Annotated in this window: 16 protein-coding genes and 1 pseudogene; 2 read left to right on the forward strand and 15 right to left on the reverse strand. The window is 36.4% G+C overall.

Going from position 1 to position 25,997, the window contains the following annotated elements; genetic code table 11:
- The 6 genes from H628_RS07250 to H628_RS0103805 form a co-directional block, all read right to left on the reverse strand.
- Positions 1 to 1,967: Rib/alpha-like domain-containing protein (locus H628_RS07250; RefSeq protein ID WP_034538252.1), on the reverse strand; the 1,967-nt coding region annotated here is incomplete at its 3' end.
- A gap of 195 nt (positions 1,968 to 2,162) precedes the next feature.
- Complete coding sequence (locus tag H628_RS0103780; protein WP_034538259.1) at positions 2,163 to 3,131, reverse strand: Abi family protein; 969 nt, start codon at positions 3,129 to 3,131, stop codon at positions 2,163 to 2,165.
- Positions 3,132 to 3,327: 196 nt separating this feature from the next.
- Entirely contained in the window at positions 3,328 to 4,434 is a 1,107-nt protein-coding gene (glf, locus tag H628_RS0103785; protein ID WP_027825274.1) for a UDP-galactopyranose mutase, read from the reverse strand.
- A 107-nt stretch (positions 4,435 to 4,541) separates the two neighbouring features.
- Positions 4,542 to 11,561, reverse strand: a complete 7,020-nt coding sequence (locus tag H628_RS07255; RefSeq protein ID WP_081662448.1) for a mucin-binding protein — start codon at positions 11,559 to 11,561, stop codon at positions 4,542 to 4,544.
- A 358-nt stretch (positions 11,562 to 11,919) separates the two neighbouring features.
- Positions 11,920 to 12,678, reverse strand: a complete 759-nt coding sequence (gene aroD, locus H628_RS0103800; RefSeq protein ID WP_027825275.1) for a type I 3-dehydroquinate dehydratase — start codon at positions 12,676 to 12,678, stop codon at positions 11,920 to 11,922.
- A 13-nt stretch (positions 12,679 to 12,691) separates the two neighbouring features.
- Positions 12,692 to 13,615 carry a shikimate dehydrogenase gene (locus H628_RS0103805; RefSeq protein ID WP_034538254.1) on the reverse strand — a complete coding sequence of 308 codons (924 nt, stop codon included), beginning with the start codon at positions 13,613 to 13,615 and terminating at the stop codon, positions 12,692 to 12,694.
- 134 nt (positions 13,616 to 13,749) lie between these two features.
- Between H628_RS0103805 and H628_RS0103810 the strand changes: the two genes are divergently transcribed.
- A complete protein-coding gene (locus tag H628_RS0103810; RefSeq protein WP_027825277.1) occupies positions 13,750 to 14,658 on the forward strand; it encodes a LysR family transcriptional regulator in 909 nt (302 codons plus the stop codon).
- Positions 14,659 to 14,763: 105 nt separating this feature from the next.
- Here the strand turns inward: H628_RS0103810 and H628_RS0103815 are convergent, their stop codons facing one another.
- The 9 genes from H628_RS0103815 to H628_RS0103855 all read right to left on the reverse strand — a co-directional run bounded on the left by H628_RS0103815 (position 14,764) and on the right by H628_RS0103855 (position 25,466).
- Positions 14,764 to 16,473, reverse strand: a complete 1,710-nt coding sequence (locus tag H628_RS0103815) for an FAD-dependent oxidoreductase (protein ID WP_027825278.1) — start codon at positions 16,471 to 16,473, stop codon at positions 14,764 to 14,766.
- Between the two features lie 130 nt (positions 16,474 to 16,603).
- The gene (locus H628_RS0103820; protein WP_027825279.1) at positions 16,604 to 17,800 is read right to left on the reverse strand and encodes an MFS transporter; all 1,197 of its coding nucleotides are present in this window, start codon (positions 17,798 to 17,800) and stop codon (positions 16,604 to 16,606) included.
- A gap of 299 nt (positions 17,801 to 18,099) precedes the next feature.
- Positions 18,100 to 18,537: an acyl-CoA thioesterase gene (locus tag H628_RS0103825; protein ID WP_027825280.1), complete on the reverse strand. Its 438-nt coding sequence runs from the start codon at positions 18,535 to 18,537 to the stop codon at positions 18,100 to 18,102.
- Positions 18,534 to 20,045 carry a class I adenylate-forming enzyme family protein gene (locus tag H628_RS0103830; RefSeq protein ID WP_027825281.1) on the reverse strand — a complete coding sequence of 504 codons (1,512 nt, stop codon included), beginning with the start codon at positions 20,043 to 20,045 and terminating at the stop codon, positions 18,534 to 18,536. Before H628_RS0103830 ends, H628_RS0103825 begins: the two co-directional genes overlap by 4 nt.
- A gap of 14 nt (positions 20,046 to 20,059) precedes the next feature.
- Positions 20,060 to 20,983 (reverse strand): electron transfer flavoprotein subunit alpha/FixB family protein, encoded by a 924-nt coding sequence (locus H628_RS07450; protein WP_051237963.1) that lies wholly within the window; start codon positions 20,981 to 20,983, stop codon positions 20,060 to 20,062.
- 8 nt (positions 20,984 to 20,991) lie between these two features.
- Positions 20,992 to 21,720, reverse strand: a complete 729-nt coding sequence (locus H628_RS0103840) for a hypothetical protein (RefSeq protein ID WP_027825282.1) — start codon at positions 21,718 to 21,720, stop codon at positions 20,992 to 20,994.
- A gap of 16 nt (positions 21,721 to 21,736) precedes the next feature.
- Positions 21,737 to 22,879, reverse strand: a complete 1,143-nt coding sequence (locus H628_RS0103845; protein ID WP_027825283.1) for an acyl-CoA dehydrogenase family protein — start codon at positions 22,877 to 22,879, stop codon at positions 21,737 to 21,739.
- Positions 22,880 to 22,891: 12 nt separating this feature from the next.
- Positions 22,892 to 24,133 carry a CaiB/BaiF CoA transferase family protein gene (locus tag H628_RS0103850; protein ID WP_034538257.1) on the reverse strand — a complete coding sequence of 414 codons (1,242 nt, stop codon included), beginning with the start codon at positions 24,131 to 24,133 and terminating at the stop codon, positions 22,892 to 22,894.
- Positions 24,134 to 24,218: 85 nt separating this feature from the next.
- Positions 24,219 to 25,466, reverse strand: coding sequence for an acyl-CoA dehydrogenase family protein (locus H628_RS0103855; RefSeq protein ID WP_201780427.1), 1,248 nt, complete (start codon positions 25,464 to 25,466; stop codon positions 24,219 to 24,221).
- Between the two features lie 341 nt (positions 25,467 to 25,807).
- Between H628_RS0103855 and H628_RS07980 the strand changes: the two are divergent.
- A pseudogene (locus H628_RS07980) lies at positions 25,808 to 25,997 on the forward strand (ISL3 family transposase); the annotation flags it as partial.

Genomic DNA, 25,997 nt, shown 5'->3' on the forward strand with positions numbered 1-25,997 from the left:
TTCACTGTACCATCGCTACTTAAAGTTACGGTGTCTGGTAAAGTTTGATTTGGTGCTAATTGCCAGCCATCAGGAATTTGACTTGCCCAATTGGTAGTTACTGTTTCACCTGGCTTACCTTGAACAGTTAAAGTTGTAACTGTTTTACCTAAGTGAGTTTTTGCATAAGAATCAACTGAATCTTTAACAGTACCTGTGCCATCAACCAATTCAACTTGAGCAGTGGCATAGTTAGCAACATTTACATTGACATCATAGTCTTGATAAGTTCCGTCCCCAAAGGTTACTTTAACTTTACCTGCTTGACTACCAGCTTCTTTTGTACTTGGTTTAGTTACCCAAACTACAGTGGCATCACTTGGAATAGTATCTTTGTCTAATGCCTTAGCAGCATCATCATCTGAAATTGTGTCTCCAACCATATAAGAAAGTGGAGTTTTGGCTGTTTTGACATTTGGACCATCAACGTCTTGGGTTGAAAGAACAGTATATGGAATAACTTTCCACATAAGTGAATTATCTATAGAACCTGATTTAACCACAGCAACTCCTGATCCAACATCTGCTGTATCAGGTGTAACCATCCATTTCTCTTGGTCTTGATCAGAAATAACTTTACTTTTTTTAGCATTTGCAATTAGATTATTAAGATCTGCATCACTTATTGCTTGCTTATGAATAAATTTTTCACTGTCACATGGAGTATATGCAATTGCATACGTATCATGTAATACTGAAGCTACATCAGCAGGTGAGTTTAAAGAAGAGCCACTAGGCCATACTTTATGTACCTTATCCATCTCTTTTTGGACATCAAAATTAGAAAAATCAATATCATTAAATGAGACGCCTTTATTTGTAAATTGAGGTGTAGTATAGTGTTCTACTTTTTTCGTCATCATCGGAAAACTCATGGCATCTGCAATACTATACACACATCCTGGCTTAAATTGATAAGATTCTCCTTGAAGTTCATAACTACCAGTCACAACTTGTACATACTTAGAAAGCCTATTATCTGAGAGTAAAATAGATAATGCTCCTTTTCTCATAGCATCCAAATATTTTCCATGGAGATAGTATGTATCGGCCATATATTTAAGGTCATCATTGGAGAAAGTCGAACCATCAAAAATCTTAGTTTTAATTTCTGCTAATTTGAAATTACTAAAAACAGGCTTATTTGTTACTTCATCAATTTGTGTGTCCCAAGTATATCTCACAAATTGTTCGACATAACGACCACCTTTAATTGCATTCATCCATCCTGACTCATCATCTACAGGAAAAGCAAGTGGCATATATTTCCCATTGTAATAAGAAATATACCGCGTATAAACTTTTTGTATCTCATACATACTATGTCCTGGATCATCAGAAAGATTATACAAATCTTTCAATTCTTCATCTGTTGCAGGACGTAAAGCATGCTCAATTGTAATATTTGCAGTATTTTGTGCATCATCACTGTTAATCGTTACTTCTGTTGGCAAACTCTGCTTATCAGCTAATTTCCAGCCTGTTGGCAAGTCGGTTGCAGTCCAATTAGTGTTGACCGTTGCGCCCACATTGCCGTTAGCTGTTAAGGTCTTAATTACCTGATTAGTAGAGTCAACCAAGTTAGCTTTATAAGTTTTTTCAGTAGTTTGAGTATCACTTACCGCATTAGCTTCAACTGTTGTTGGAGTCTTTGCTTGTTTTTGCGTATCAGCTTCCTGCTTATTTACTCCCGTTTGAGCAGTAGGTTGGCTGTTGTCTCCCCCATTTTTGGTATTTTGAACTAAACTTTGATTTGTTTGATTACTTGAAGTAGTTGCAGCTTGGGCATTACCTGACTCCATCATGTATAAAGTGGTAGATAACAATACTGAAGCTACTCCTACACTAAGTTTTCTCAAAGCATAGTGTGGCTTTTGATCCATCATTTTGCTATTACGTAAATTGCGATTATTTTTAGAATAATTCATTATATATCCTCCTCCAAAAATATCTTTTACGCCCTATATACTTCCACATTTACAGTTTAGCACATACTTATATAATAGTGAATAATATATTAATTAATTATTTTATATATCTTAATAGGTACATGATTGCATTTGAGGTATAAAAAAAGAGGACCTAAGTCCTCTTTTCTCGTCATCCCATATAAAGTCATATTATTAAAGACTCTCAAAGAATTCGTTTACGCTTTTTAAATTATCAAATCCGAAAGTTCTAAGTGAATCAGTATCCGGCAATAACTTATTAAGTGAATTTTTTAATTCCTTAAAAGAGTATTTTTCATTAATTTCTTTCATCAAGCGCAATAAGATACAAATAACAAGTGCAATCTTATTAGAAAACTGTCTTGCATTATTTTTATCTTGGTAACGATATATATACTTTTTAAAATCTTCAGGAATCTTAGGAGTCGTTTTCAGAGTTAAATCAATTAAATTTCCATTATGACAACAAATATTTCTAACTAAATTAATGCATTCAAGCCAACTAACCAGCTCATCAATTGTACAATTAAATGTTTCCGAAATTATTTTCTTATTTGTCTTATTCATTAACTTAAACAAATAGATTGATTCACCAAGTGTTAATTCATTCATAAGCAACCAAATCGGGAGATATGGCTGTGTATTGCTATGATTCACATTATATTGTCTTACATCTTTCGATGCTGACTTCAATCCCTTACTTAAAATTAATTGACAAAATTTGTTTTGTTCTTTTATAAGCACATACATATCAATATTTTTTATGTGCTTGAGATACTTATTTTTTCCTTCTTGTTGGCACCACAATTTAAAATTTAGGTAGCCAAAAGGTCCATATTTATCTCCTAATAAATAAGCTATTCTTGTATTTAATGTAACTTCAATGTCTTCAATGATATGTAAAACAGCACTTTTGAATCTTTTATCATGATAGTATCTTTCAATTATATCTTTAAAAGAAACCGAATTATACTTTTTATTTTCTATATCATAAAAAGGATAACTATAGTTTTTCAATTGATAATATCCTATAGTACTTACATCTTTTAATGACTTTTCATAGTATTTCTCATCAAAAGATATACCTCTTTTTTTAAACAACTCCAATTGTTCTTCGTAACTAAGATGTTTATATTGGCTCATATATTTCAATTAAAAGCTTTCTTTAATTTAAGATAAAAAAAAACCCCACGCTCACGCTAACGCGCTTCTTATCTAAGCAACAAGCTTAAATAAATGTGGGGGACTTGATCTCTACAGATATTTTATCTTAATTTGAATACTTAAGCAATTAATAGACTTTAAATTTTTTATTTACTTAGCCATGATTGTTCATCACCTATTCAAATTCATTCTTCACTGCATCAAGGGCAGCTGCAATCACTTGATCCATGTTGTAGTACTTGTATTGACCAAGACGACCACCAAAAATCACTTTATCTTGCTTACCAGCAAGTTCAGCATACTTCTTATACAAGTCATTATTAGAGTCATTATTCACTGGATAATAAGGCTCATCCCCACGCTGCCAATCAGCTGGGTATTCACGCGTAATAATCGTCTTGTCCTTATCACCTTTACCGAATTCAAAGTGCTTGTGCTCAATAATTCTAGTGTAAGGAATTTCAGCTTCAGTATAGTTAATTACGGCGTTACCTTGGTAGTTGCCGACATTCTTTTCTTCAGTTTCAAAGCGAAGTGAACGATATTCAAGTTCGCCCAACTTGTAGTCAAAGAACTTATCAATCATCCCAGTATAGACAACTTTGTCAAAGCTATTTAAGTATTCATCTTTCTTGTCGAAGAAATCAGTCTTTAGTTCAACAGTAATGTTTGGATGATCAAGCATCTTTTCGACCATCTTGGTGTAACCACCAATTGGAATACCTTGATAATCATCATTGAAGTAGTTATTATCATAAGTTAAACGCACTGGCAGACGCTTAATAATAAATGCTGGAAGTTCAGTCGCTTTTCTCCCCCATTGCTTTTCAGTATAGCCTTTGATTAACTTCTCATAAATATCCCGACCAATTAAGGAAATAGCTTGCTCTTCCAAGTTTTGAGGTTCTTTACCAGCCATTTCTTGACGTTGTTCATTAATCTTGTCCATAGCTTCTTGTGGAGTTCTTACGCCCCACATTTCACTAAAAGTATTCATATTAAATGGCAAGTTATACATGTGTCCCTTGTAGTTTGCGACTGGACAATTAGTATAACGATTGAAGTCTGCGAACTCATTTACATAGTTCCAGACTTTTTTATTTGAAGTATGGAAAATATGCGCACCATATTGATGAACTTGGATACCATCTACTTCTTTAGTGTAGATGTTACCAGCAATATGATTGCGTCTTTCAATAATAGTTACTCTATTTCCACGATTAGCAGCTTCGCGAGCGAAAACTGCCCCAAAAAGGCCTGTGCCGACAATAAGATAATTCATAATTCACTTTCCAAAATATTAAAATCAAATTTTACTTAATAATTATATCAAAAAAACAGAACCGACTTTCATCGATTCTGTTTAAAAAGATTAACGAAAATTAGCTATTACTTTTCATCCTCTTTTTTCTTTTTACCCGCCAAGCCAATCAAACTTGCGACAGCCATTGCGGCAATGCCTAGGCCAGCAACTGATGAATCATGGTTACCAGTTTGTGGGAGTTTCGCTGTAGAACTGGTAATCTTCTTAGGCTCACCCTTCTTAGGGCTCTTAGCTTCAGGGGTTAATGGAGAAGCTGGCGTCTTCTTAGATTCATTCTTCTTTTCCGCTGGTTTGGCAGGGGTTTCTGGTTTAACCGGAGTCTCTGGAGTCTTAGGCTCTTGAGGCTTCTTGCCTGGTTCATTCTTAGGTTGATCAGGCTTAGTTGGGGTTTCTGGTTTGTTTGGTTTATCTGGATTTGGCTTTGGCTCAGGTTGTGGCTTTGGACTTGGTTCTGGTGTAGGTTCTGGTGTAGGTTCTGGTTGTGGAATTGGCACAAGCTTCATGTTAAGGACTACATCCTTATCATTTACACCAACCTTGACTTCGTCAGCCTTAACAACATAACCATTGCCATCGACTAATTGGTAACCTGCTGGCACATCATAAGTGTATGCTGGCCAAGTATCAGTACCAATTGCCTTACCATCAGTGTAGCCAAGAAGCTTACCAGTTACCTTGTCGACAGTTGCAGTTCTTTGGTAGCGAACCTTTTGAACTTCAGTGTGAAGAAGCTTGTCATTATCATCGTAAACATTAATTGTACGAGTGATAGTAGTGTCAAGATCCTTGTTATCAACACCTTCAGGGTACTTAGGACTAGTTGAATCATCTGGACGAACTGGATCGCTAGGCGTCTTGCCCTTACCTGGTTCAACTGGGATAGTTTGGTGTTTGAAGTAAACGTTGATAATACCGTCTTTAATTTCCTTGATTAATTCAGGGATATTGTCGTAGTTTACAAATTCATAACCACGTGGTTCAAGTTCAGCACGAATAGCTTGGACATAACTGTAAACTTGCTTGTCATCAACCTTGTCGCCACCTTCACCAGAAATCAAGGTAGCTAAACTTGGGTTGTTAAGCGTGATTACTGAGTCATTATCATCTTTGTCAATTGCTCTGAACTTAATAGTTTGAATTGGACGATAGTCAACGTCGATTATTTGTTGACCAGCATCAGCACTTGGCGTAGCAGTATCAATCTTAATCCGGCTAGCAATGTAACCTGGAACTTGATCATCTAAACCTAAAGTGTATTCGTCAAATTGACTACGGTCGCCTTCAACTTTCCATTCCCCATAAGTAATTTCACCAGTATCAACATTAACCTTGGCATCCCGAACGAAGTGGACTGTTTGATCTTGAACAGTTACATCGCCAGAAGGCTTGTGTTCAATAATCTTACGAGTAACATCTCTGTTTAAGTCAGTCTTCTTAACGCCATCTGGGAAGGTCTTTCCAGGGTTATTTGGAATTTCATCACCAGGATTCTTTGGATCAGTATGGCTAACTTCAACTGTCTTAGAGATAATCGGAATTAAAATTGGTGTGTCATTTGGCTGAATAGTTACTTCACCAGGAACACTGAAGCCCTTTGCTACTTCATAACCAGTTGGAATTTCACCAGTAACTTTTTGAGTAGTGCCAACATAGCCATCAATTGTCTGAGTCTTAACAACTTCACCTCTATCATTAATGTACTTAATAGTTTGGGTGTTTGGCTTAGTGTGATAATCAATCGTTGCTGAAGCGTTGCTTGGTTCATGGTCCTTATCAAAGACGATAGCAGGGACACTTTCAGCATCTTTACCATCAACTTGGCTCACATAATTTGGAAGAACTGGGGCAGTAAACTCTTTAAAGCCGCCTGTCCAGTCACCGTAAGTTACTTCTTTAGTAACTGGATCTTGGGTAGCAGTTCTAGTAGCAACTGCAGTTTGGGTGATTTCTTGTGTCTTGCCACCAGGATATTTAATCGTTATAGTCCGAGTGACAAGTTTCTTTGCGTTAGGATCAGTGTTTGAAACATCAATACCAGGATGGTTAAAGATTAACTTAACAACTTGATCTTTGGTACCAAAATTAGTAGGTTCGGTACTTTGAGAAACAAACTGGTATCCCTTGTCACCAAAGAATTCCTTCAAAGCAGCAATATAGTCGTTCAGTTTTTGTGCTGGAACTTCATGATTAGTGTTACCAGTAATTGCCTTACCAAAGCCAGCTGGAATCGGCAATTCAACTTCCTTACCAGTTTGATTATCAAAAGTTTCAACCGTAACTTGTTGAGTTAATGGTAAGTAGTAAAGTTTGATGTTCAAATCACTACTATTTTCATCAACTGTGACACTTGGTGTACTTTGTGCAACGTAGCCAGTCTTTTCAGTTCCTTGAACAGCATCAAAAGTAGTCTTGTCGCTAGTTGTCCAAGGTGACCAAGTAAATCCACCAGTAACTTGATCAACAGTTAAAGTGCGTTTGAAAGTTGCGGAATCAGTGTGGGTTGATTGAACAGTTTGACCATCTGGTTCATAGACAGTAACTACCCGAGTAACGGTCTTTTGTAAGTCAGTCTTAACAACGCCTTCTGGTAAATCTGGTTCGTCGCCAGTGTAAGTTTTAGTCTTGTGAACCAATTTGACAGTAATGTCACCAGTTGGCTTACTAAAGTCAATTTCTTTTGGCTCACTAGAATCTTTAGCAAGTTCATATCCATCTGGAATTTCTGATGGGACTTCCTTCCTATCACCATATCTACCAGTGATAATGTTTTGATGGATAATTGCGTCTCCATTTTCAGTATCTACGTAGTTAATAGTAGCTGTTTGGTTAGTCTTAGTGTAGGTGATGTGAATTTCTTGGTCACCAGCTTCAACGCTTGGAGTTGATGCGTCAACCTTTGTTCTACTTGCAGTGTAGCCAGTAACTTGGTCGCTGTCGCCTAAAACATATTCACTAAACTTATTAGAAGGACTTACAACTGTCCAATCACTATAAGTTACTGCACCAGTTGCCACATTAACAGTTGCAGTTCTAGTGAATTTAACACTTTCATCACTAACTGTAACTGAACCATCTGGTTTATCTTCGATAATCTTACGAGTAACAGTTCTGTTTAAGTCACTTTCACTAACACCCCTTGGGTAAGTCTTACCTGGAACTTCGGTGATTGGGTCGCCTGGGTTCTTTGGACTATCTGGAGTAACTGTGACTTTCTTAGAACGTAAAGTAATAATGATTGGAGTATCAGTATCTTTAATTTCAACTGAACTTGGAATAGTTTCACCAGGGGTTAATTCATAACCATCTTCAATCTTTTGGTTGACTGTTTCCTTATCTCCAACATTACCCTTAAGTACTTGATCACTACCAACAGGATTGCCATTTTCATCAACGTATTTGATAGTTTGGGTACCTGGATTTGCATCGTAAGTAACTGTTACATCATCACCATTTTGAGGCACGCCATCAACAACTTTGACTGCTTCACTTGGTACAGTAGTAGTTTCCTTACCATCTACCTTAGTAGTGTGCCCTGGAACTGTACTTGCATCATATTCAGGGAAGTTAGCTTCTGACCATTCACCTGGAGTGGTAATTCCAGTAACTTTATCAGTGGTATTAGTCCGATGAACAGTTACAGTTTGAGTAACTTCAATTGTCTTGCCATTTTCACCTGGGATATTAATTTTACGAGTTACAGTCTTGTCTTCTGGTGTTTCACTAGTTTGGTGAGTGAAGTATAGCTTAATCGTTTGAGGATCTGTTGTGAACTTGCTTGGGGTAGGGGTAGCTGAATTTTCAACGTATTGGTAGCCAAGCTTAGTAAGTAAGTTCTTAATCTTACTTTCGCGATCATTTGCTTGATCAGAAGAAACTGCTTCATCTACCTTACCAGCTAAGTCAGTATTAGTTGCGATACTGTCTAAATCAAGTTTTACATCTTGTCCAGTTGATTGATCGTAAGCTTCAAAAACAACCTTACTATCATTGGGTGTGTAGTAGATGTTAACAACTGAATTGCCATCAGCTTCAGTAACCGTAACTGCTTCAGCCTTAGTGGTTGGCGTGTAACCTGTAATTGAATCAGCATTAAATTCAGCAAAGTTGGCATTTCCATCACTAACTGACCAGTCATTAAAGGTAATTTTGTTAGTTGCCTTGTCGTAAGTAGCAGTCCGCGTGAAAGTAGCTGTCTGTGGAACTGTCTTTGTAATGGTTTGCCCATCAGTTGAGTAAACATGGATTGTTCTAGTAACAGTCCGCTTAAAGTCAGCACTAGTATAACCATTTGGTAAATCTGGTGTCTTATCAGTTAAAGTCTCAACAATATGTTCTAAAGTAACTTCCTTATCAGCAACTGGATTACCATCAAAGGTAATTGACGTAGGAATTGATTCACCATCTTTTAACTTGTAGCCAGTTGGCAAAGTTTGATCAACGCTAGCGGTAGTTCCAGTTACGCCTGTGATAGTTTGAACTCGTAAAACAGTACCATCACTATCTTTCAAGATAACGTGTGTGGTGTATGCTTGGTTGTTGTAGGTAATTGTATATTCCTTATCACCAGTTTCTGCAGTTGGCGTTTCAGCAGGTAAACTTGAAATAGTTGGAATGTAACCCTCAGTACCTGGTGTTGCCGGTATTGTCCATGCTGACCATGACTTTTGTGGTGAATCACTAGCAATTTGCCAATCAGTGTAAACAACCTTACCAGTTACTTCATTAACTGTAGCATCGCGGTAGAACTTAACAGTTTCACTAGAAGTAGTAGTTTTTCCATCAGGATTAATTACCTTAATAGTTCTAGTGGCACTTCTATTTAAATCTTCTTCACTCACACCTTGAGGGTAAGTAAAGTTCTTTTCAATTATATCTCCTGCATTCTTAGGTGCATCATGAGTTACTGTAACGACCTTTTGTCTAATGTTAAAGGTAATAGGCGTCTTTGGTTGACCTGATTCATCATTAGTTAAAGTAACTTCAGTTGGATAATCACCTGGAATTAATTCATAACCATCAGGAACAGCAGGTGTAACGGAAACTTTTTCACCAACATTGCCACCAACGTTTTCACTCTTGACAATGTTACCATCAGCGTCTTTATAGTTAACAACCGTATATGCTGGTACAGTCCGGTAATATACATCAATTGCATCATAACTTGGGACACTATCTTGGTCACTAAAACTGGTGCTATTAATTGATGACTGATCAACGCGAGTACCGTTATTATCCACTTGACTGACATAGTTTTCAATTTGTGGAATTTGGTATTGAGTTAGACCACCACTCCATTTGCCGACAGTTATATGGTCACCAGTAACTAAATCGTCAGTGTTAGTTCTAGTAGCAGTCCCGGTTTGAACTTCAGTCTTAACGGTTGTGCCGTCCGGTTGGTGGAGGTTAATCGTTCTAGTAATTGGCTGACTTTCAACAACGTCCCCGTGCTTGTGGCTAAAGTGGATTGTCAGTGTTTGATCCGTTGACATATCATTGTCAAAGTTAGTTACCAGATTGTCATTTGAAACGTACTGGTAGTTTTGTGCTTCTAAAACTCGGCGAATCGCATCGATGTAAGATTGTTCTTGCTTTAAATCAACGGCCGTCCCGCTATCACCGGTAATCTGGGTGGCAATTGCACTACCAATCTTGCTGGTAATATCCGCGTCATTTTCATCATCGTCAACGGCTTTAAAGTTCAATTTTTGCCCATCGGCAACATATACAATTTCTTCTGTATATGTTAACAGCTTAAGGCCATTAACTGTTGTCAAAGTATCCTTACCGACAATAACTTTTTTCGCAGAAATTGAAGTGGCTGGCATTCGTACTCCGTTAACTACAAGATATGCTTTGTAACCAGGATATTGGGGGATTTGCTTAGCAGTCGAACCAACATAAGATAATGATTTACCATTTATATCGGTGATTGGATTCTGACTATCAACATCAAACTTCCCAGTAACTAAATCTAAGACCCATTTAACATTAAATGGTTGGCGGGTTGATAGACTCTTGTCAAACCGCCGAACACCATCTTTTGTGACGTAAACCGCATCTGAAAATTGGTTACTTAGTAATGATGCGCTAAATGTTTCGGTTGTCCGAGCTTCAGGCAGCCCATCAATTCCACTGATTGCAGTCCCATTTGGATCGTAAGTCCGCCCATCTTGTGAAACTTTAATTACTGTCCCTTTGGGGAGGTCCCCGCTCAAATTAGCTGGAATGGCAATTGTCTTGTGACTAAGCCCATAGGTGAGAATCTTGTAGGTGCCATTCACATCATCGAAGCCGTTAAGATTGTAAGAGTCAGAAATTGTTTTATCTGCTTGATAGTGAATAAAATCAAGGCCACCAAGCAGCCCGTCAATTACGGGAGTAGTATCGCCATCAACCGTAAAAACCCTTGTTTTTAAGAGCCGACCACCAAAAGAACTTGAGCCTGTTCCGCTCCCCGCATAATCAGCATCTACATAACGAACAACAAGGTTGAATTTAGTCGGGTCCAGCGCTTGACCATCAACCGTATCACCGGCAGTTACACTTCCCCGTTGATCGTCACTGGTTACTTGAATCTCGTTCCCAGCTGCAGTACTTTCGACCGCGCTTGCTTCAAGTAATTCACGTTTAGAGCGAGTCTGAGTTGTTGTACTAGTATCTTTATTTAATACTTGCGTAGTAGTGCTTGCTGCAGTTTGAGTAGCTTCATTTTCTTTATTAGAACTTGTTTGTTCTGTTTCTTGTGCAATATTAGCGCTTTCATTTTTCGCAGTACTTGAGACATCTGTGGCAGTTGTAGTGGCTGCTACAGTCTTGCTTTGGCTAGTGTTTAAGTCCGCACTAGTAAGCGTTGACTTTTGCTCAGCATCATTGCCCTGCTGTTGCTTATTAACAGTTGTAACTTGAGTATTATTTTTATCTGTTACTGTATCTGCTTTTGCAACAGAGTTAGCTACACCAAAATAAAGACTTGTAGAAAGTAAAACACTTGTTAACCCAATAGAAAATTTTCTAAAGCCAAAGTGCTGAACGCAATTAGCGCTTTGATTCATTTTATTTTTAAAATTATTTTTAGAAACTCCCATAAAAACCTCGTGCGAACAAATATCTTCTATCCATTTTTAATCAATATTCGAATCCGCTTTACCTATATAACAATAATCGGTATAACTTCCCTCAGGATTCTAAATTAATTGTAACACTATAAAATCTTTTTTTATATTTTTACGCTTATAAAACTTTAGTAGCGGTTCTTTTTATTTATACACATCTGCTTACTTTATAATAATCTTTTGTTTCTTATGCTATGGCAAGCATATATTTATAAAACTCAAGTTATCCTATTAGCTATTATTCTTATTACATATATAATATTTTGGGTATTGAACTAATTTTTATAAAAAAAGCCATCAGTATATACTGATGACTAAATAAATTATTAAATTATTTTAATTCTAGAAACTTTTCAGCTTCGCGTAAATCTCTAATAGATAATTGGCCTGGGGCTGAACTTTTGCCAACTGCTCCAAATGATAAACATGATCCAAAAACTTGACCAGCTATTCGACTAACCTTGCCTAAATCCCCCATTGCCATAGTGATAATTGGTTGTTCAAGCACTTTATGAACTGAATCAGTCGCTGAAAGCAACCGTAATACATCACCTGCACTCTGTGGCATACAAGCTAGCTTAGGAATATCTGCACCAAGGGTCGCCATCTTCTTTAATCTGAATTCGATGACATCTTGTGCAGGTACTTTTTCAAAGTCGTGATTGCTCATTATGACTACAACATTGTAATCATGTGCTAATTGAACCAGATGCTTAACTCTGTTTTCATCGTGGAATAGTTCTATATCTACTGCATCCCCCAGACGATTAATAATTACCGTTTCAACTAGCTCTAGGTACTTGTCTTCAGTTAGTGGTAAGACTCCACCTTCATTTTTAGTTCTGAAAGTGACTAATATTGGCAATTCACCAACTAATTCACGTAATTTTTTAGCGGTAGCAGTTAATTTTGTTAAGTCTTCAATGCCAGATTTATAATAGTCAATTCGCCATTCCATCAAATCTGGCTTTGCTTGGGCAATTTCTTTGGCACTCGTCAAAATTTCTGCTTCATTACTACCAACATTAGGCACTGCAATTTTAGGTAAGCCAGTGCCGAGGTCAATGTTTCTAATTTTTACTGTCATAATTCATTACCAACTTTTATTTGTTATCATTTTCAAAAATAACTTGACGAATATAATCAGTTGGCATGTCTTCACCAGTCCAAAGCTTAAAGGCAGCAGCACCTTGTTCAATCATCATGCCAATACCATTTAAGACATGCTTAACACCTGCTTTTTGAGCAACTTTCATTAACTTAGTAGTTCTTGGTGCATAAACAGTATCAAAGACTGTCATATCCTTGTGGAACCAACTTGGATCTTCAACTAAAGTCATATCTTCAAGAGGCTTCATCCCAACACCAGTGGCATCACAATAGATATCACATTCACTAATTGCACGTTTGAAGTCGTCCTTGTCTTCTAAATCATGCAAACTTGCTTTGCAGTTAGTCTTTTCATTGATAGTTTTAACATTCTTTTCAGCTTGAGCCCACTTATCATCATGGATATTGAAGATTTCAATTTCGCTAACGCCATCAAGAGCTGCTTGAACAGCAATTGGAGTTGCGGCACCACCAGCACCAGCTAAGCACATCTTCTTACCGCGGATGTCGATTCCTTCATCTTCTAGACTCTTCATAAAGCCGATTCCATCAGTAGTGTATCCAGTCAAAACACCATTGTCGTTAACAATAGTGTTTACAGCATCACACATTTCTGAAGCTGGAGATAATTTATCTAAGTATTTAATAACTTCTTTCTTGTTAGGCATTGAAACGTTAGAACCACGCATATCTAACGTTCTAATAGCTTCAACTGCCTTAGGAAGTTTCTTGTTATCAATTTCAAAGCAAAGATAAGTAAAGTTTAAGCCTAATTTTGCAAAAGCATTGTTGTGCATTGTTGGAGACATTGAGTGGCGAATTGGATAAGCCATTAAACCAATTAAGTAGGTATGACCATCAAGCCAACCATTAATAGGACCATTTACACCGGTAATTTTGTTTTTCTTTTCTTCCATGATAAATACCTCGATTCGATACTTTGTTAATCTTTTCTCAATTACACTTTTATGGTATCGTTTTCATTAGCTATAATAAATAAAGTTAAAATCCTTTATTAATAAAAAACGTTTATTAATTTCTGGAGGCAAAGATGAACCTACGACATTTAGAATTTTTTGTAGAATTAGCTAAGACCGAGCACATGCCTAAGGCAGCGGAAAATCTTGGGATTTCACAGCCTTCGCTCTCATATGCTATTAACAACTTGGAAGATGAACTCGGCATCCCCCTTTTTGAAAAAGATGGTCGTAATATTAAGCTGACTAACTATGGCCGGGTTTATTTACACTATGTTGAAGAAGCTTTGGCCACACTAAGGCAAGGAGACGAGTATATCAATGAGCTACAAGATGTAACTCAAGGACATATTCATTTGGGTTTTACTTATACTATGGGACAAGATTTAGTTCCAGAAATTGTTGCCAATTTTTTAAAGCAAGACAAGTTTTCAGAAATTGAATTTTCTTATAGTCAAGATATTACTGATAAGTTAATCGAAGACTTACTCCTTGAAAAGTTAGACCTCGTCTTTGCTTCAAAAGCGACTACGCCTAAATTAGCTAGCCAAGTTAACCAATTTAAGTTAGCTGATCAAGAATTACTAGCGGCTGTACCAAATGACCACCCCTTAGCTCAAAAAGATAGCGTAAACTTGGCTGAACTTGCCCAATATCCGATGGTCTTATACCAAAGAAATAGTGGTTTAGGTATCTACCTAAATGAACTTTTTGAACGTGCTGGGATTGAGCCTAATGTTGCCTTAGAAGTGCAAGAAGATCACTCAGTTTTAGGCTTTGTTCACTATAACTTTGGTGTCGCAATTGTGCCTCATATGTCACAATTAGATACTAAGATCGTTAAGTTAATCAAGATTGACGATGAAGCCGTCGTACACCCAATTTACGCCATTACCAAGGCAAATCACTTCTTACCACCAGCTGTCATGAATTTTGAAGAGTTTGCTCATAACTACGCAAAGAAGCACTTCAAGATGCTATAGTTTTATAAAGCAAAAGGATGAAAATAACCTACAATTGAGGTCATTTTCATCCTTTTTGTGATGGGGTATTAAAAATAAGTTATTACTTGTTATTTGGTATTTTTATTAACGGTTATTACAATTATCAGCTGCGCTGGTTCCAGCAACAAAGCCGGAAGCATAACTCCAGGAGTTCATCATACTTGGCATTGAATCGTGACCATTAGCACCACCAATGATTTCACCAGCTGCGAAGTAGTTATCAACTGGCTTAAAGTCAGCGTTAAGCAATTGCATTTGGTCATTTACTTCATAGCCACCTAAAGTAGTGCAGAAGCGTAACTTTTGTTCAATGACGTAGTAAGTGTCGCCTTCAAGGGGATGCATGAACTTAGCATCACGGCCAAATTCATCATCATTGCCACTCTTAGCAATTTCTTGGTAGTGGCTAACAGTTTTAGCTAAATTGTCATAGTCAATACCAGCCTTTTCAGCTACGGTCTTTAAGTCGCCTTTGACCAAAACTGGACTCTTCTTGCCATCAAGAGCGAAGAAGCCAGCAACTTCATCAGCAGTGAAGCCATATTTAAGCATCAATTCGTAGAAGCGTTGCCAAATCCGTTCATCCATTACAATGTAGCAGACCTTGTCTTTTTGATTGGCAATTGCATCCCGGAAGTGGGTGTAAGGAGCTGATTCATTCACTACCCGCTTACCAGCCTTGTTGACAAAGATGGCACCCATATCACTAGCTTCTTTAGTTGAATAAGTGGTCAATTTGGCAATGCCAGGTTCAACTTCAAGGCCATGTGGGTAGACCTTGTACCAGTCAAGGTTGCGACTAGCTAAGTTAAGGTCCTTATTAAAGAAGAAATAGTCACCAGTTGAAGTCATTGGGCCGTAATATGGAATATCGGTCTTCTTTTCCTTGAAGTCTTTAGCGCCCCAGCCACCAGCTGCAAGTACTAATGACTTGAACTTAACTGTGGTGGTTTGGTGTTTACCTTCAGCAACTAAGTTAACAGGTGCACCATTTTCAGTCTTGATTTCTTCAACGCGGGCATCAAGTAAAATCTTGCCACCCTTAGCTTCAAAAGCCTTAGCCACCTTAGTGATTAATTCATATGAACTTTCACTTGGCATTTCAACTTGACGGTCAACTGAGTGTTCAATCGTTTGAGTTTCTGCTTTTTGATAAGTCAAATCAGCAAAGTCTTTAATAAAGTCAGCTGCCTTACCAATATTTTTAGTCAATAAATGTGAAAGCATTGGATAGTTAGTTCCGCGACATTCACGAGTAATGTCATTAAATAAGCGCTCTGGACTATCGTTTAAAGCAGCACTGCCAAATAAAGTTTTGGCTAAATTTGATCCAGTCGCTACTACATTGGAACCATTCAAGATTGTAGCTCCGCCTAAGTAGCCATTCTTTTCTAACACGACTACCTTCTTGCCCATTGAAAGTGCACGACAAGCAGCAATTAAGCCCGCTGCACCTGAACCAATTACGGCAACATCAACATCCAAATTAAGATTTTGATGTTTAACTTCAGTCTTGTGCTGGCTAGTTTTAACATCACTATTAGCTAAAGCCTTCTTACCAGAATCAAGCAAGGCACTTGTCATAATTGTAGCCCCACTAACTGCATCCACATCAAATGATTGTGCATCCAGAATAGAAGTTCGTAACTTATCGAAGACTTGATTAAAAATTGCAGGAGTTTCGCTTGACTTGGTTACTTTAACATCAGTTAATTTATCACCATCAACGTCAATGTCGAAGTTAATTTCACCGTTTCGGCCTTGAGCCTTGGCTTGAATAGTTTGTTTTGTCATCGCCATTATCCTCTCTCGAAAAATCTAGTAATCGTTTTCATTGTAGTGACACATGTGATTTAAAAAAAGTAAGTTCTGCTGTTTTATTGATAGAGATTGTTTATTGGTCGGAAGAGATGGATTAAGTTACTTAACCTTCAATCGAAAACTTACGACTTCTTTGAAGCAATACTACAACCAAAGCAACTGAAATAGCTGTAATAATAGCTGTAATCCAGAAAACTGTTAATACACTAGTAACTGTGTTTTTAATAACGAAACTAGCAACTAAAGGAGCGACAAAATAACAAATAGCTGCCATAAATGAGTAGTATGAAGTAAATTTACCATGACCAGTTGGGAAATATGAAGTTAAAACTGATAATCCAACTTGCCATACACCACCAGCAGCAAAGAAACCAACTGCAACTGCTCCAAGTCTTGCACTTAGAAGTGATGGCATTAATACCATAAATAATAATCCTAAAGTTGAAATGGTTGAATATACCAAAATCAAATTCAATCTCTTCACTTTAGTAACAACTGCTGAAGTAATGAAAACTGAGATCAATGAAGCAGCTGAGTACCATGAAATCAACTGATTAGCGGTAGCTGGTGATTGATGTAAAACTACTGAACCAAAGAAAGGTACATAAAGTGAGAAAATATAAAAAGTAAAGCAAAGGGTAAAGCCTAAAGCAATAATCATTACACCATCAACAGCTAAACTTGGCTTTTTAGCTGACTTAATATCAGAACTAATAACATCACTAGTCACTTTTTTAGGTTTACTATCATCTTGTGGAGCAAAGGCAGCTTTTAAGGTAGTAAAGATGTCAATAGCGATAATGATGATTAAAGCAAAAGCTGTTACATGTGGATTTGGAAATGTTGCTACCCAGAATGGGAAAATCAACTGCATAATTTGCATTGCGGCTTTAACAAGTGAATTCATAGTCGCGGTTTTATTTGGAAAAGCATCCGCCAAAGCTGGATATCCTGCAGTATCACCAAATGAATTAGTTGCACCAAAAAATAGTGCGGCAATGCCAGCAACCCAGATATTTCTTGCAAAAGCAGCCCCTAGCAAGAATAAAATATCGCAAACTAGGGCAATCAATAAAGTCTTCTTACGGCCAATCTTGTCACTAACCGCACCAGCTAACAAGATAGTTAGAATTCTTCCTAATCCTACACCAGCTAGCACCATTGAAAGGCCAGCTGCACTTGTATTCCAGGCCTTAATGAAGAAGTCACGATATTGTGAAATAAATATCGTAGCCACACCTACAACTGCATAGTTTAGATAAACTGAAGCTGCAGCGCCAATATAATTTTGTTTTTTCATAATTACACCTCATGTCTTGTGAATTTATTAACGTTACAGCCTTAATATAATGCGAATACTTCAATAAAAATAATTAATTCTTTTTTGTCTTATTCAAAATAAACCAATATTTATGGAAACGCCTTCATAGTGAATTTAATGTTAGTCCTGCACATATTTTGATAGTAGTATTTTCAGTTTTTTCTTGAAGATTAGCTGATAATTCATGAATTTTTATTTACTTATTTAATTGCAGTATTAAAAATTCAAATAAAAAAGTCTAACCTTTTTAGAGATTAGACTTTATAATCAAATTTTATTTAAAGTTGAAATTGCTTTAATTTCTCACTTATAAACTGCTTTTGCTCTTCATTTATTACCTCAAATGGTTTCATTGGTACTAGTTCAAATTCTGGTGTCACAGCTACAAAAGTAAATACAGCTTCACCAATCAAATCTGATTTTTGTCCTAATTTACGATGCTTAATGGCACTATAAACCGTAACCGTGTGCTTACTAGTTTTTAAAATACTAGCTTCAAAATAGACACAATCGCCGACATAGGAACGCTTAAGAAAGTTCATTCGATCAATTCTTCCAGTTACACATCGCGTTCCATTATATCTAGAGACAAAAATTCCTAAATTTGAATCTAAATGTTTAACCAAATTTCCGCCATGCAAAATCCCTAAATGATTAAGCATCCCCGGAGTAACAACAAAGTCACCAAGCTCACATTTATAAAAAGAGAAACTCATACCGCTACTTCTTTCGCCTTTTCTTTCAAAATATACTTCTTAATTTTTCCGTTTGCAGTTTTGGGCAATTCTGGCAAAATATACAATTTTTCAGGCCATAACTTTTTATCGACCTTCTCATTTGTCAAAAAGTCAATCAATTGCTGCTTAGAAAAAGTGACGTTACCATTATTCAAAACTATAAAAGCTCCAATCCGCTGACCCAATCTTACATCAGGTAGGCCGATAACTGCCACTTCTTTTATTTGTGGACATAAGGAAACTTTTGCTTCAACCGCCTTGGCTGAAATATTTTCACCGCCACGAATAATTTTATCACTATTTCGACCATCAATTTCTAATAAGCCATCATCATTATAATGTCCGAAATCGCCAGTAATAAACCATTCGCCATCAAAACTAGCTTTGGTCTTTTCAGGATTTAGCAGATACTCTTTAAAAATCACAGGACCTGCAACCTCAATGTTACCTTTAATATTAGGCTTTGTTATTTCATGGTGTCGATCATCTAAAAGTCGAATTTTTATTCCTTTCATCGGTGTTACCGCAGTAGCACGGTAATTACTATCTAAAAAATACTTCTTTGGCGTATAACTAAATGGAACAGCTTCAGTTAGGCCATAGCAATTATACACTGGCAGATTACGTTGTTTGGCTTTTTCTAAGAGGTTAGATTTCAACTTATCACCACCAGATATCAACTGTCTTAACTTTCCCAAATTTTCGATTTTAAATAATATATCGTAAATGACAGTGGGAACACTATCAACAAAAGTTACAGGATGAGTTGCAAGAATTTGGGCTAAAACTTCCACATGATAATGACGCATAATTACCATACTACTACCTGCTAAAATAGTAGAAATGAGACCATGGTGAAAACCAATTGCATGATAAAAGCCTGATGGCATTGCAATCATGTCAGATTCAGTTATTTCGAATGCATCATTAAATGCAAGTTCACTACTTAAAATATTTTTATTGCTTAAGACCACACCTTTTGGAGCGCCAGTTGTCCCCGAAGTATTCAAAATCAGGGCAGGGTTATCTTCATTTGGTTCAATTTTTGGAAGTACTTGATTACGAGTTTTACGAATAAATAACCTTAAATCACCCACAAACAAGGAGTCATAATTTTCTAAGTCATCATAGTAAATAGTATCTCTACCGCGAACGGCTTTTTGGGTAACAATAGCAAACGGCTTAAAACGACAAACTAAGTTTTGAATTTCAGTGGTATCAAAATGGGGATTTAGTGGATTGATAACTAAGTCTAGCTTGATGCTAGCAATCAAATATAAGATGTTTTCAAAGTCAACTTCAAATTGCAGGCCAATAATATCACCCGCTTGAAGTCCAGATTTTTCAAGTAAATAAGCTGTTTGTGAGGCTAAATTATCAACTTGTTGATAAGTGAAGTTTTGGTCTTGGTAAATGATAAATATTTTATCTGGAGTTTGCTCAACTCTCCAATCCCATGCATCCTTTAATGTCTTAAAATCACCCATTTTGAACACCTCTTTTAAAGTAAGTTAATTAAGCGGTCAATTACTTGATTTGCATCACCAACGATGCCATAATCTGCCAACTTAAAAATTGGGGCAGTTTTATCGGTATTCACTGCAATGATATGTTTAGATTTATCCATACCAGCAGTATGTTGAACAGCACCAGAAATACCAAAAGCATAGTAAACATCTGGTTTAACTGTTAAATTAGATACCCCAATCATTCTAGTAGCATCAACCCATCCTTGGTCTGTTACACCTTTAGTAGCACCAACACTAGCATCTAACTTTTTAGCTAATTGATTTAAAGGCTTAAAACCTTCGGCATCTTGTAATCCTTTACCACCAGAGACAATTGTCTTAGCATAAACCAAGTCATTTCCTGAATTTTGCTTTTTGATATATCTAATCTTACTGTTACTAGTAAAGTTAAATTTAGTTAATTTAACAGTATTAGTAGCATGTTCCGGAATAACACCATTTAATGAAGCAGTAATTACTCCACCTTGTTTTAAGTGACTAATTCTAACCGCTTTACTTTCAGCAATATTTCTTGAAACAGTAACTGAATTAGGACTAATCGTTAAATCAGTTACATGACAAACTAGTGGCAAATCTAATGTAGCTGATAACCGACTTGCTAAGTTATTTCCGAGTTTACTATCTTCAAAAATAAAAATAGCGTGCTTATTAGCATCAAAAAGTTTGCCTAATGACTTAGTAATTGTAGCTAAATCTGTCAGAGTAAATGCTTCATTAGTGTAAATTTGAGTATTTACACCACATTGTTCATACTTACTCTTAATTTCATCACTTTGGTTGCTCAAAACAATATTGGTTAAATCTGAGAAATAACCACTTATACCTGCTAAAGTAGCCAAATTAGAACCTTCTTGAAGGTCTTTATCTTCAAACTGAATAAAATATGCTTTACTCATTTTTAACCTCACTTCAAAATTCCATCTTGTTTAAGAGCTTCAACCAATTTTTCAACAGCATCTGGCTCATCATCTAAATTCCAAATTAACTTCTTGCCTTTTCTCTTGTCAGCAATAATTTCACTAACTTCTTGATTAGAAGGCTTGATATCAATCTTGTTAATTTCTACTTTTTGAGCAGCTTCTAATGCCAAAAAACTTGGTAATTTTGGATTTTTCGCTTCTTCAGTGATAGTTAAAATTGCAGGTAAAGTTGCAGTACCTGTTAAACTACCACGATCTAATTGAGACTCAAAACTCTTGTTAGCGTCAAAATATGAAACTTGATCATAAAAGTTATAACTTAAGCTATTAGCTAATCTAGCAGCAAAATTAGCACTTTCACAGTTAGCTCCAGTTAAAACTAAGTCATATCCTTGTCCTTTAAGCTGCTTAGCTAAAACTTGCGCAATTTGACCTGAGTTCATTGGATCATCTGGGTCTATACCTGTAAATAAGGTAGCAGTATCAGCTCCATAACTTAAGCCTTCACGTAAAACTCGTTCACCAACGATCCCCTTTTCAAAACTAAAGAGGTCAACTTGACCATCTTGCTTCAATGAAACAGCTAATGAAATAGCAGCTTGATCACTTTTACTTAAAAATAAATCTTCATCATGATAGGTCACTTTTTGGCGATGAGTGGTATAAGCTTTTGAACTTAAAAATTCTTTTTTTACAATAACTGCGATTTTCACTTTACTCATCTCCCTATTATTCGTAATCTCTTTCAACTTCACGAGCAATTGTCATTCGTTGAATTTCATTTGTACCTTCAAGAATTTGGAATCCTTTGACATCTCTCATCAACTTTTCGACAGGATATGCTCGCGTATAACCATATCCACCAAAGATTTGAACAGCATCTGAAGTTACTTTTTGCGCAATATCAGTTACAAATAATTTAGTCATTGCTCCTTCTTTTCTAACTAAACTACCTTTATCCATTAACTTCATTGTGTTATTAACCATTAAGCGAGCTGCTTCTACACTAGTTGCCATGTCAGCCAACATATTTTGGACTGATTCAAATTTAACAATTGGAGTATTAAATTGTTCACGCTTAACAGCGTATTTGCCAGCTTCATCTAAGGCTCTTTGCATAATGCCAACAGTTAAAGTAGAAACAAAGGCACGTGATAAGTTTAGTGAATTAAGGGCAATATTAATTCCCTTACCTTCTTTACCAATTAAATTCTTAATTGGAATATGAACATTTCTAAAGGCGATGGGGACTGTATTTGATAAACGTAATCCCATCTTATCTTCATGCTTACCTACCCAAATACCTGGCGTATTTCTTGGAATCATAAAAGCAGAAAGACCATGATTACCATTATCTGAAGTTCTGAAAATACCGATAAAGACATCAGCAACTCCACCATTTGTTGCAAAAGCTTTATCCCCATTTAAGATATATTCATCACCTTTTCTAACAGCAGTTGCACGTACAGAACCTGAATCAGATCCAGCATCGGCTTCTGATAAAGTAAAGGCTGCAAATCTTCCTGGTTTTAAAATATCGGCAAATTCTTGTGCTTGCTCTTGAGTACCAGAAATCATTACACATCGCAAAGCAACAAATGAAGTAATCAAAGTTAATGCATAACCAGCATCATATTCAGCTAGCTTTTCAAATACTAATGCTGAATCTTCATATGATAAGCCTGCACCGCCATATTCACGAGGAATTTCAAGCATATGTAAGCCCATATCAATTGCAGGCTTAAATGCTTCTATTGGACAATCACCTTTTCGATCATATTTTTTAATCAAATTTGGTTTCAAATATCTATCACCAAATTCTTTAGCTAGGTGAATATATTCTCTTTGTCGTTCAGTATATTGTAATACCATCTTACTTATCTCCTATTTAATAGGATCACCGATATGACGTACATCACCTGCAGCGCCATCTTCAATCATCTTATTAATCTTTTCGTCGCTATAACCTAATTCCTTTAAAATTTCACGAGTATCAGAACCTTGGGCTCTTGAAGGAGTCAATACAGGGTTGCCTTGTGATTCAAATCTGACTGGGTTAGTTGGAATAAAACGTTTAGCTCCTGATGGGAATGTCATCAAACGTAATTCGTCATTATCAAGTGCCTCTGGATCCTTGTAAATTTCAGTAGGAATTTGACAAGCTTCCAAAGGTAAATCTTCTTTTTCAAATAAGTCTAACCAATACTTTAAAGGCTTCTTCTTAAATGCATTTTCCAAGATAGCAATTACTTCACTACTTGTACCATTAGCGTTTAAAGTATCCATCTTGTTGTAGCGCTTATCACCCATCACATCATCACGACCGACATCATGCATAACCTTATCAAAGTCACGGTCGTATTCAGGCACACAAAGAACAAACCAACGATTATCACTAGTCATATAAGTATCATTAAATGGGTTGGTAACTTCTTTTCTGCTCTTGGGATATTCATTACCATATTGAGCTGAAACCATCGCAATATTTTGCATAAAGATAGCTGCGTGGTTCAAGTTAACAGTTAATTTTTCACCTTGTCCGGTTCTTCTTTGCTTAAGTAAGGCTGCACAAATACCAGCTACTAAAGTAAGAGAAACTTGGAAGTCACCATAACCGTTAACTGGGTTGTATGGGTTGCTACCCTTATCAACAGTGGTACCTTGGACACCACCTCTGGCTTGATATGCAGTAGCATCATAACCTGCAGCATCTTTCTTAGGTCCGAATTCACCGTAGCCTCTATCTTGCGCAAAAATTAATTTTGGAAATTCTTTATGTAAACTTTCCCATGAAAGTCCCATATGTTCCAAACTCTTAGTTCTAACACTAGTTAAAAAGACATCTGCATCTTTCAATAAATCTTTAAAAGCTGCTAAACCTTCTGGAGTCTTAGTATTCAAAGTAATGAAACGCTTATTCATGTTAGAAACATCAAAACCTAGGTTTTCATCATCTTCATATTTCATATTGAAGACAGCACCTTGTGTTCTACCAGCATCCCCTTTTGGAGATTCTACTTTAATAACATCTGCACCCCATTCACCCAAAATTCTACCTGCAGTAGGAGCTGCCAAGAATTGGGTTAAATCAATAACTTTTACACCTTTTAAAATTTCATTAGCCATAATATTGCCTCTTAATAAGTCTTGAAATAAAAGAACCGAATCAATAAACTTCTTTAGCTTTTGATTCGGTCCAAATAATAATTAACTATTTAATGCTAGTAATTGGAGTTTGACCATCATCCTTGATCAATAACCGTCCAGCAGTTAATCTTTGTACGGAACGAGGACCTTCTTCAAGCCACATAGCACGACAATCACGGTATAGACGTTCTGCAGGACCATAAGGGTTGTCTTGGAAGTAACCTACACCACCAAAAATTTCAAGCATGTAGTCAGATACAAGTTTTACAGTATTAATACTTTCAAGCTTGGCAAATGAAGCTTTCTTAGTAATATCCTTACCTTCATCGTAGTCCTTAGCTAAGTCCCAGAGCATTAAACGTAATGCATGAACTTTTGCACCCATGTCAGCAATTTCAAAGATAATAGATTGACGCTTACATAATGGTTTACCAAAGGTTACACGGTCCTTTGAGTAAGCAATTGCCATTTCAAGCATTCTTTGTGCCATACCCAAGTTTGAGTCAGCAATGTGAGCACGTGATAATGAAAGTGATGAAATAGCAACTTTCATACCTTCACCACGTTTACCTAACATGTACTTGTCAGGAATTCTCATGTTAGTAAACTTAAGGTCTGCGTGACCTGCACCACGACAACCCATCATTAAAGGCATTTCGTGTGCTTCAAAACCTGGAGTATTAGTTGGTACCCAGAATGCTGATAATCTTTCGTCACCTTCCTTATCAGGGTCAGTAACTACGATTAAGTAAGTAAAGTCAGCAACATCGGCGTGTGAAATCAAAGTCTTTTCACCATTGATAATCCAGTCATCACCGTCTTTAACAGCAGTAGTATGTAAGTCAGCACCAGTACCTCCACTCTTTTCAGTTAAAGCGAAGTTAGCATAAATGCTCTTATCTTGGAACTTGTTCATGTACTTATCTTTAAGTTCCTTACTACCAAAGTCATTTAAAATTCTCCAGTTCATATCTGAAGCGTGGTGAAGGTGCATTCTAATACCACCTTGGGTCCGTGAGAATTCTTCTTGAACTTGTAAGATTTGTTTTTCACTTAAATCCCAACCACCGTATTGACGTGGTAAAGCAAAACGATATAAATCATGCTTAATTGCAATTGGGAAGAAGTCCTTTGGAAATTCACGATTTTCTTCAATATATGGAGTCATACGATCGAATTCGTTTTGTGCTAAGTGACGAATTTCCTTTAAGTAGTTTTCAAAGTCTTCATCACTCATCTTTTCACCAGGTTTAGTACTGTGCATGATTGGTGTTTCTTCATAAGGTGGTAATGTATGTAATTTCTTTTCCATATTTAAATTTCTCCTTTAAACTATTTCAGTCTTTTATTTAAGAGGAAAATTGCCTATAATATTGTTTGTATATTTGTAATGTAAGCGTTTTTCTCTTTACGCTTTTTATTATTAAGTCTTAAAGGTGCAAAGTAAAATTGATAACAACTTGTGAAGTATTAATTTTTAAAATACTAGACAAAGTAAAAAAGCTAAATTTTCAGGTTCTATAATTTTTCCTGTTGATAGTTTATTTGAGTTAAACTGTTAACAGGTTTTTTATTGCAAAAAAGAGGCCATAGCCCCTCTACTTACAATAAAATTCAACACGACTCAAATTTTAATAGATTGAAGGTTTTTCTATGTCCTCTTACAATGATTGTATTAAATTTTCGCTCGATATCCAAGACCCTAATATCACTTTTAATGCTCATTTCTTTAAATTAATTAACGGTATTAAGTATAAGGTCTTTCAAGCTACTCTTATTCAGCCTGCTTGTCCTTTTTGCAGTTCTGTTAATCTGATTCATAATGGTCATCTTCAGACTAATA

Origin of the sequence: Lactobacillus psittaci DSM 15354 (assembly GCF_000425905.1) — a bacterium.
In the GTDB taxonomy this organism is placed as follows: Bacteria; Bacillota; Bacilli; order Lactobacillales; family Lactobacillaceae; genus Lactobacillus; species Lactobacillus psittaci.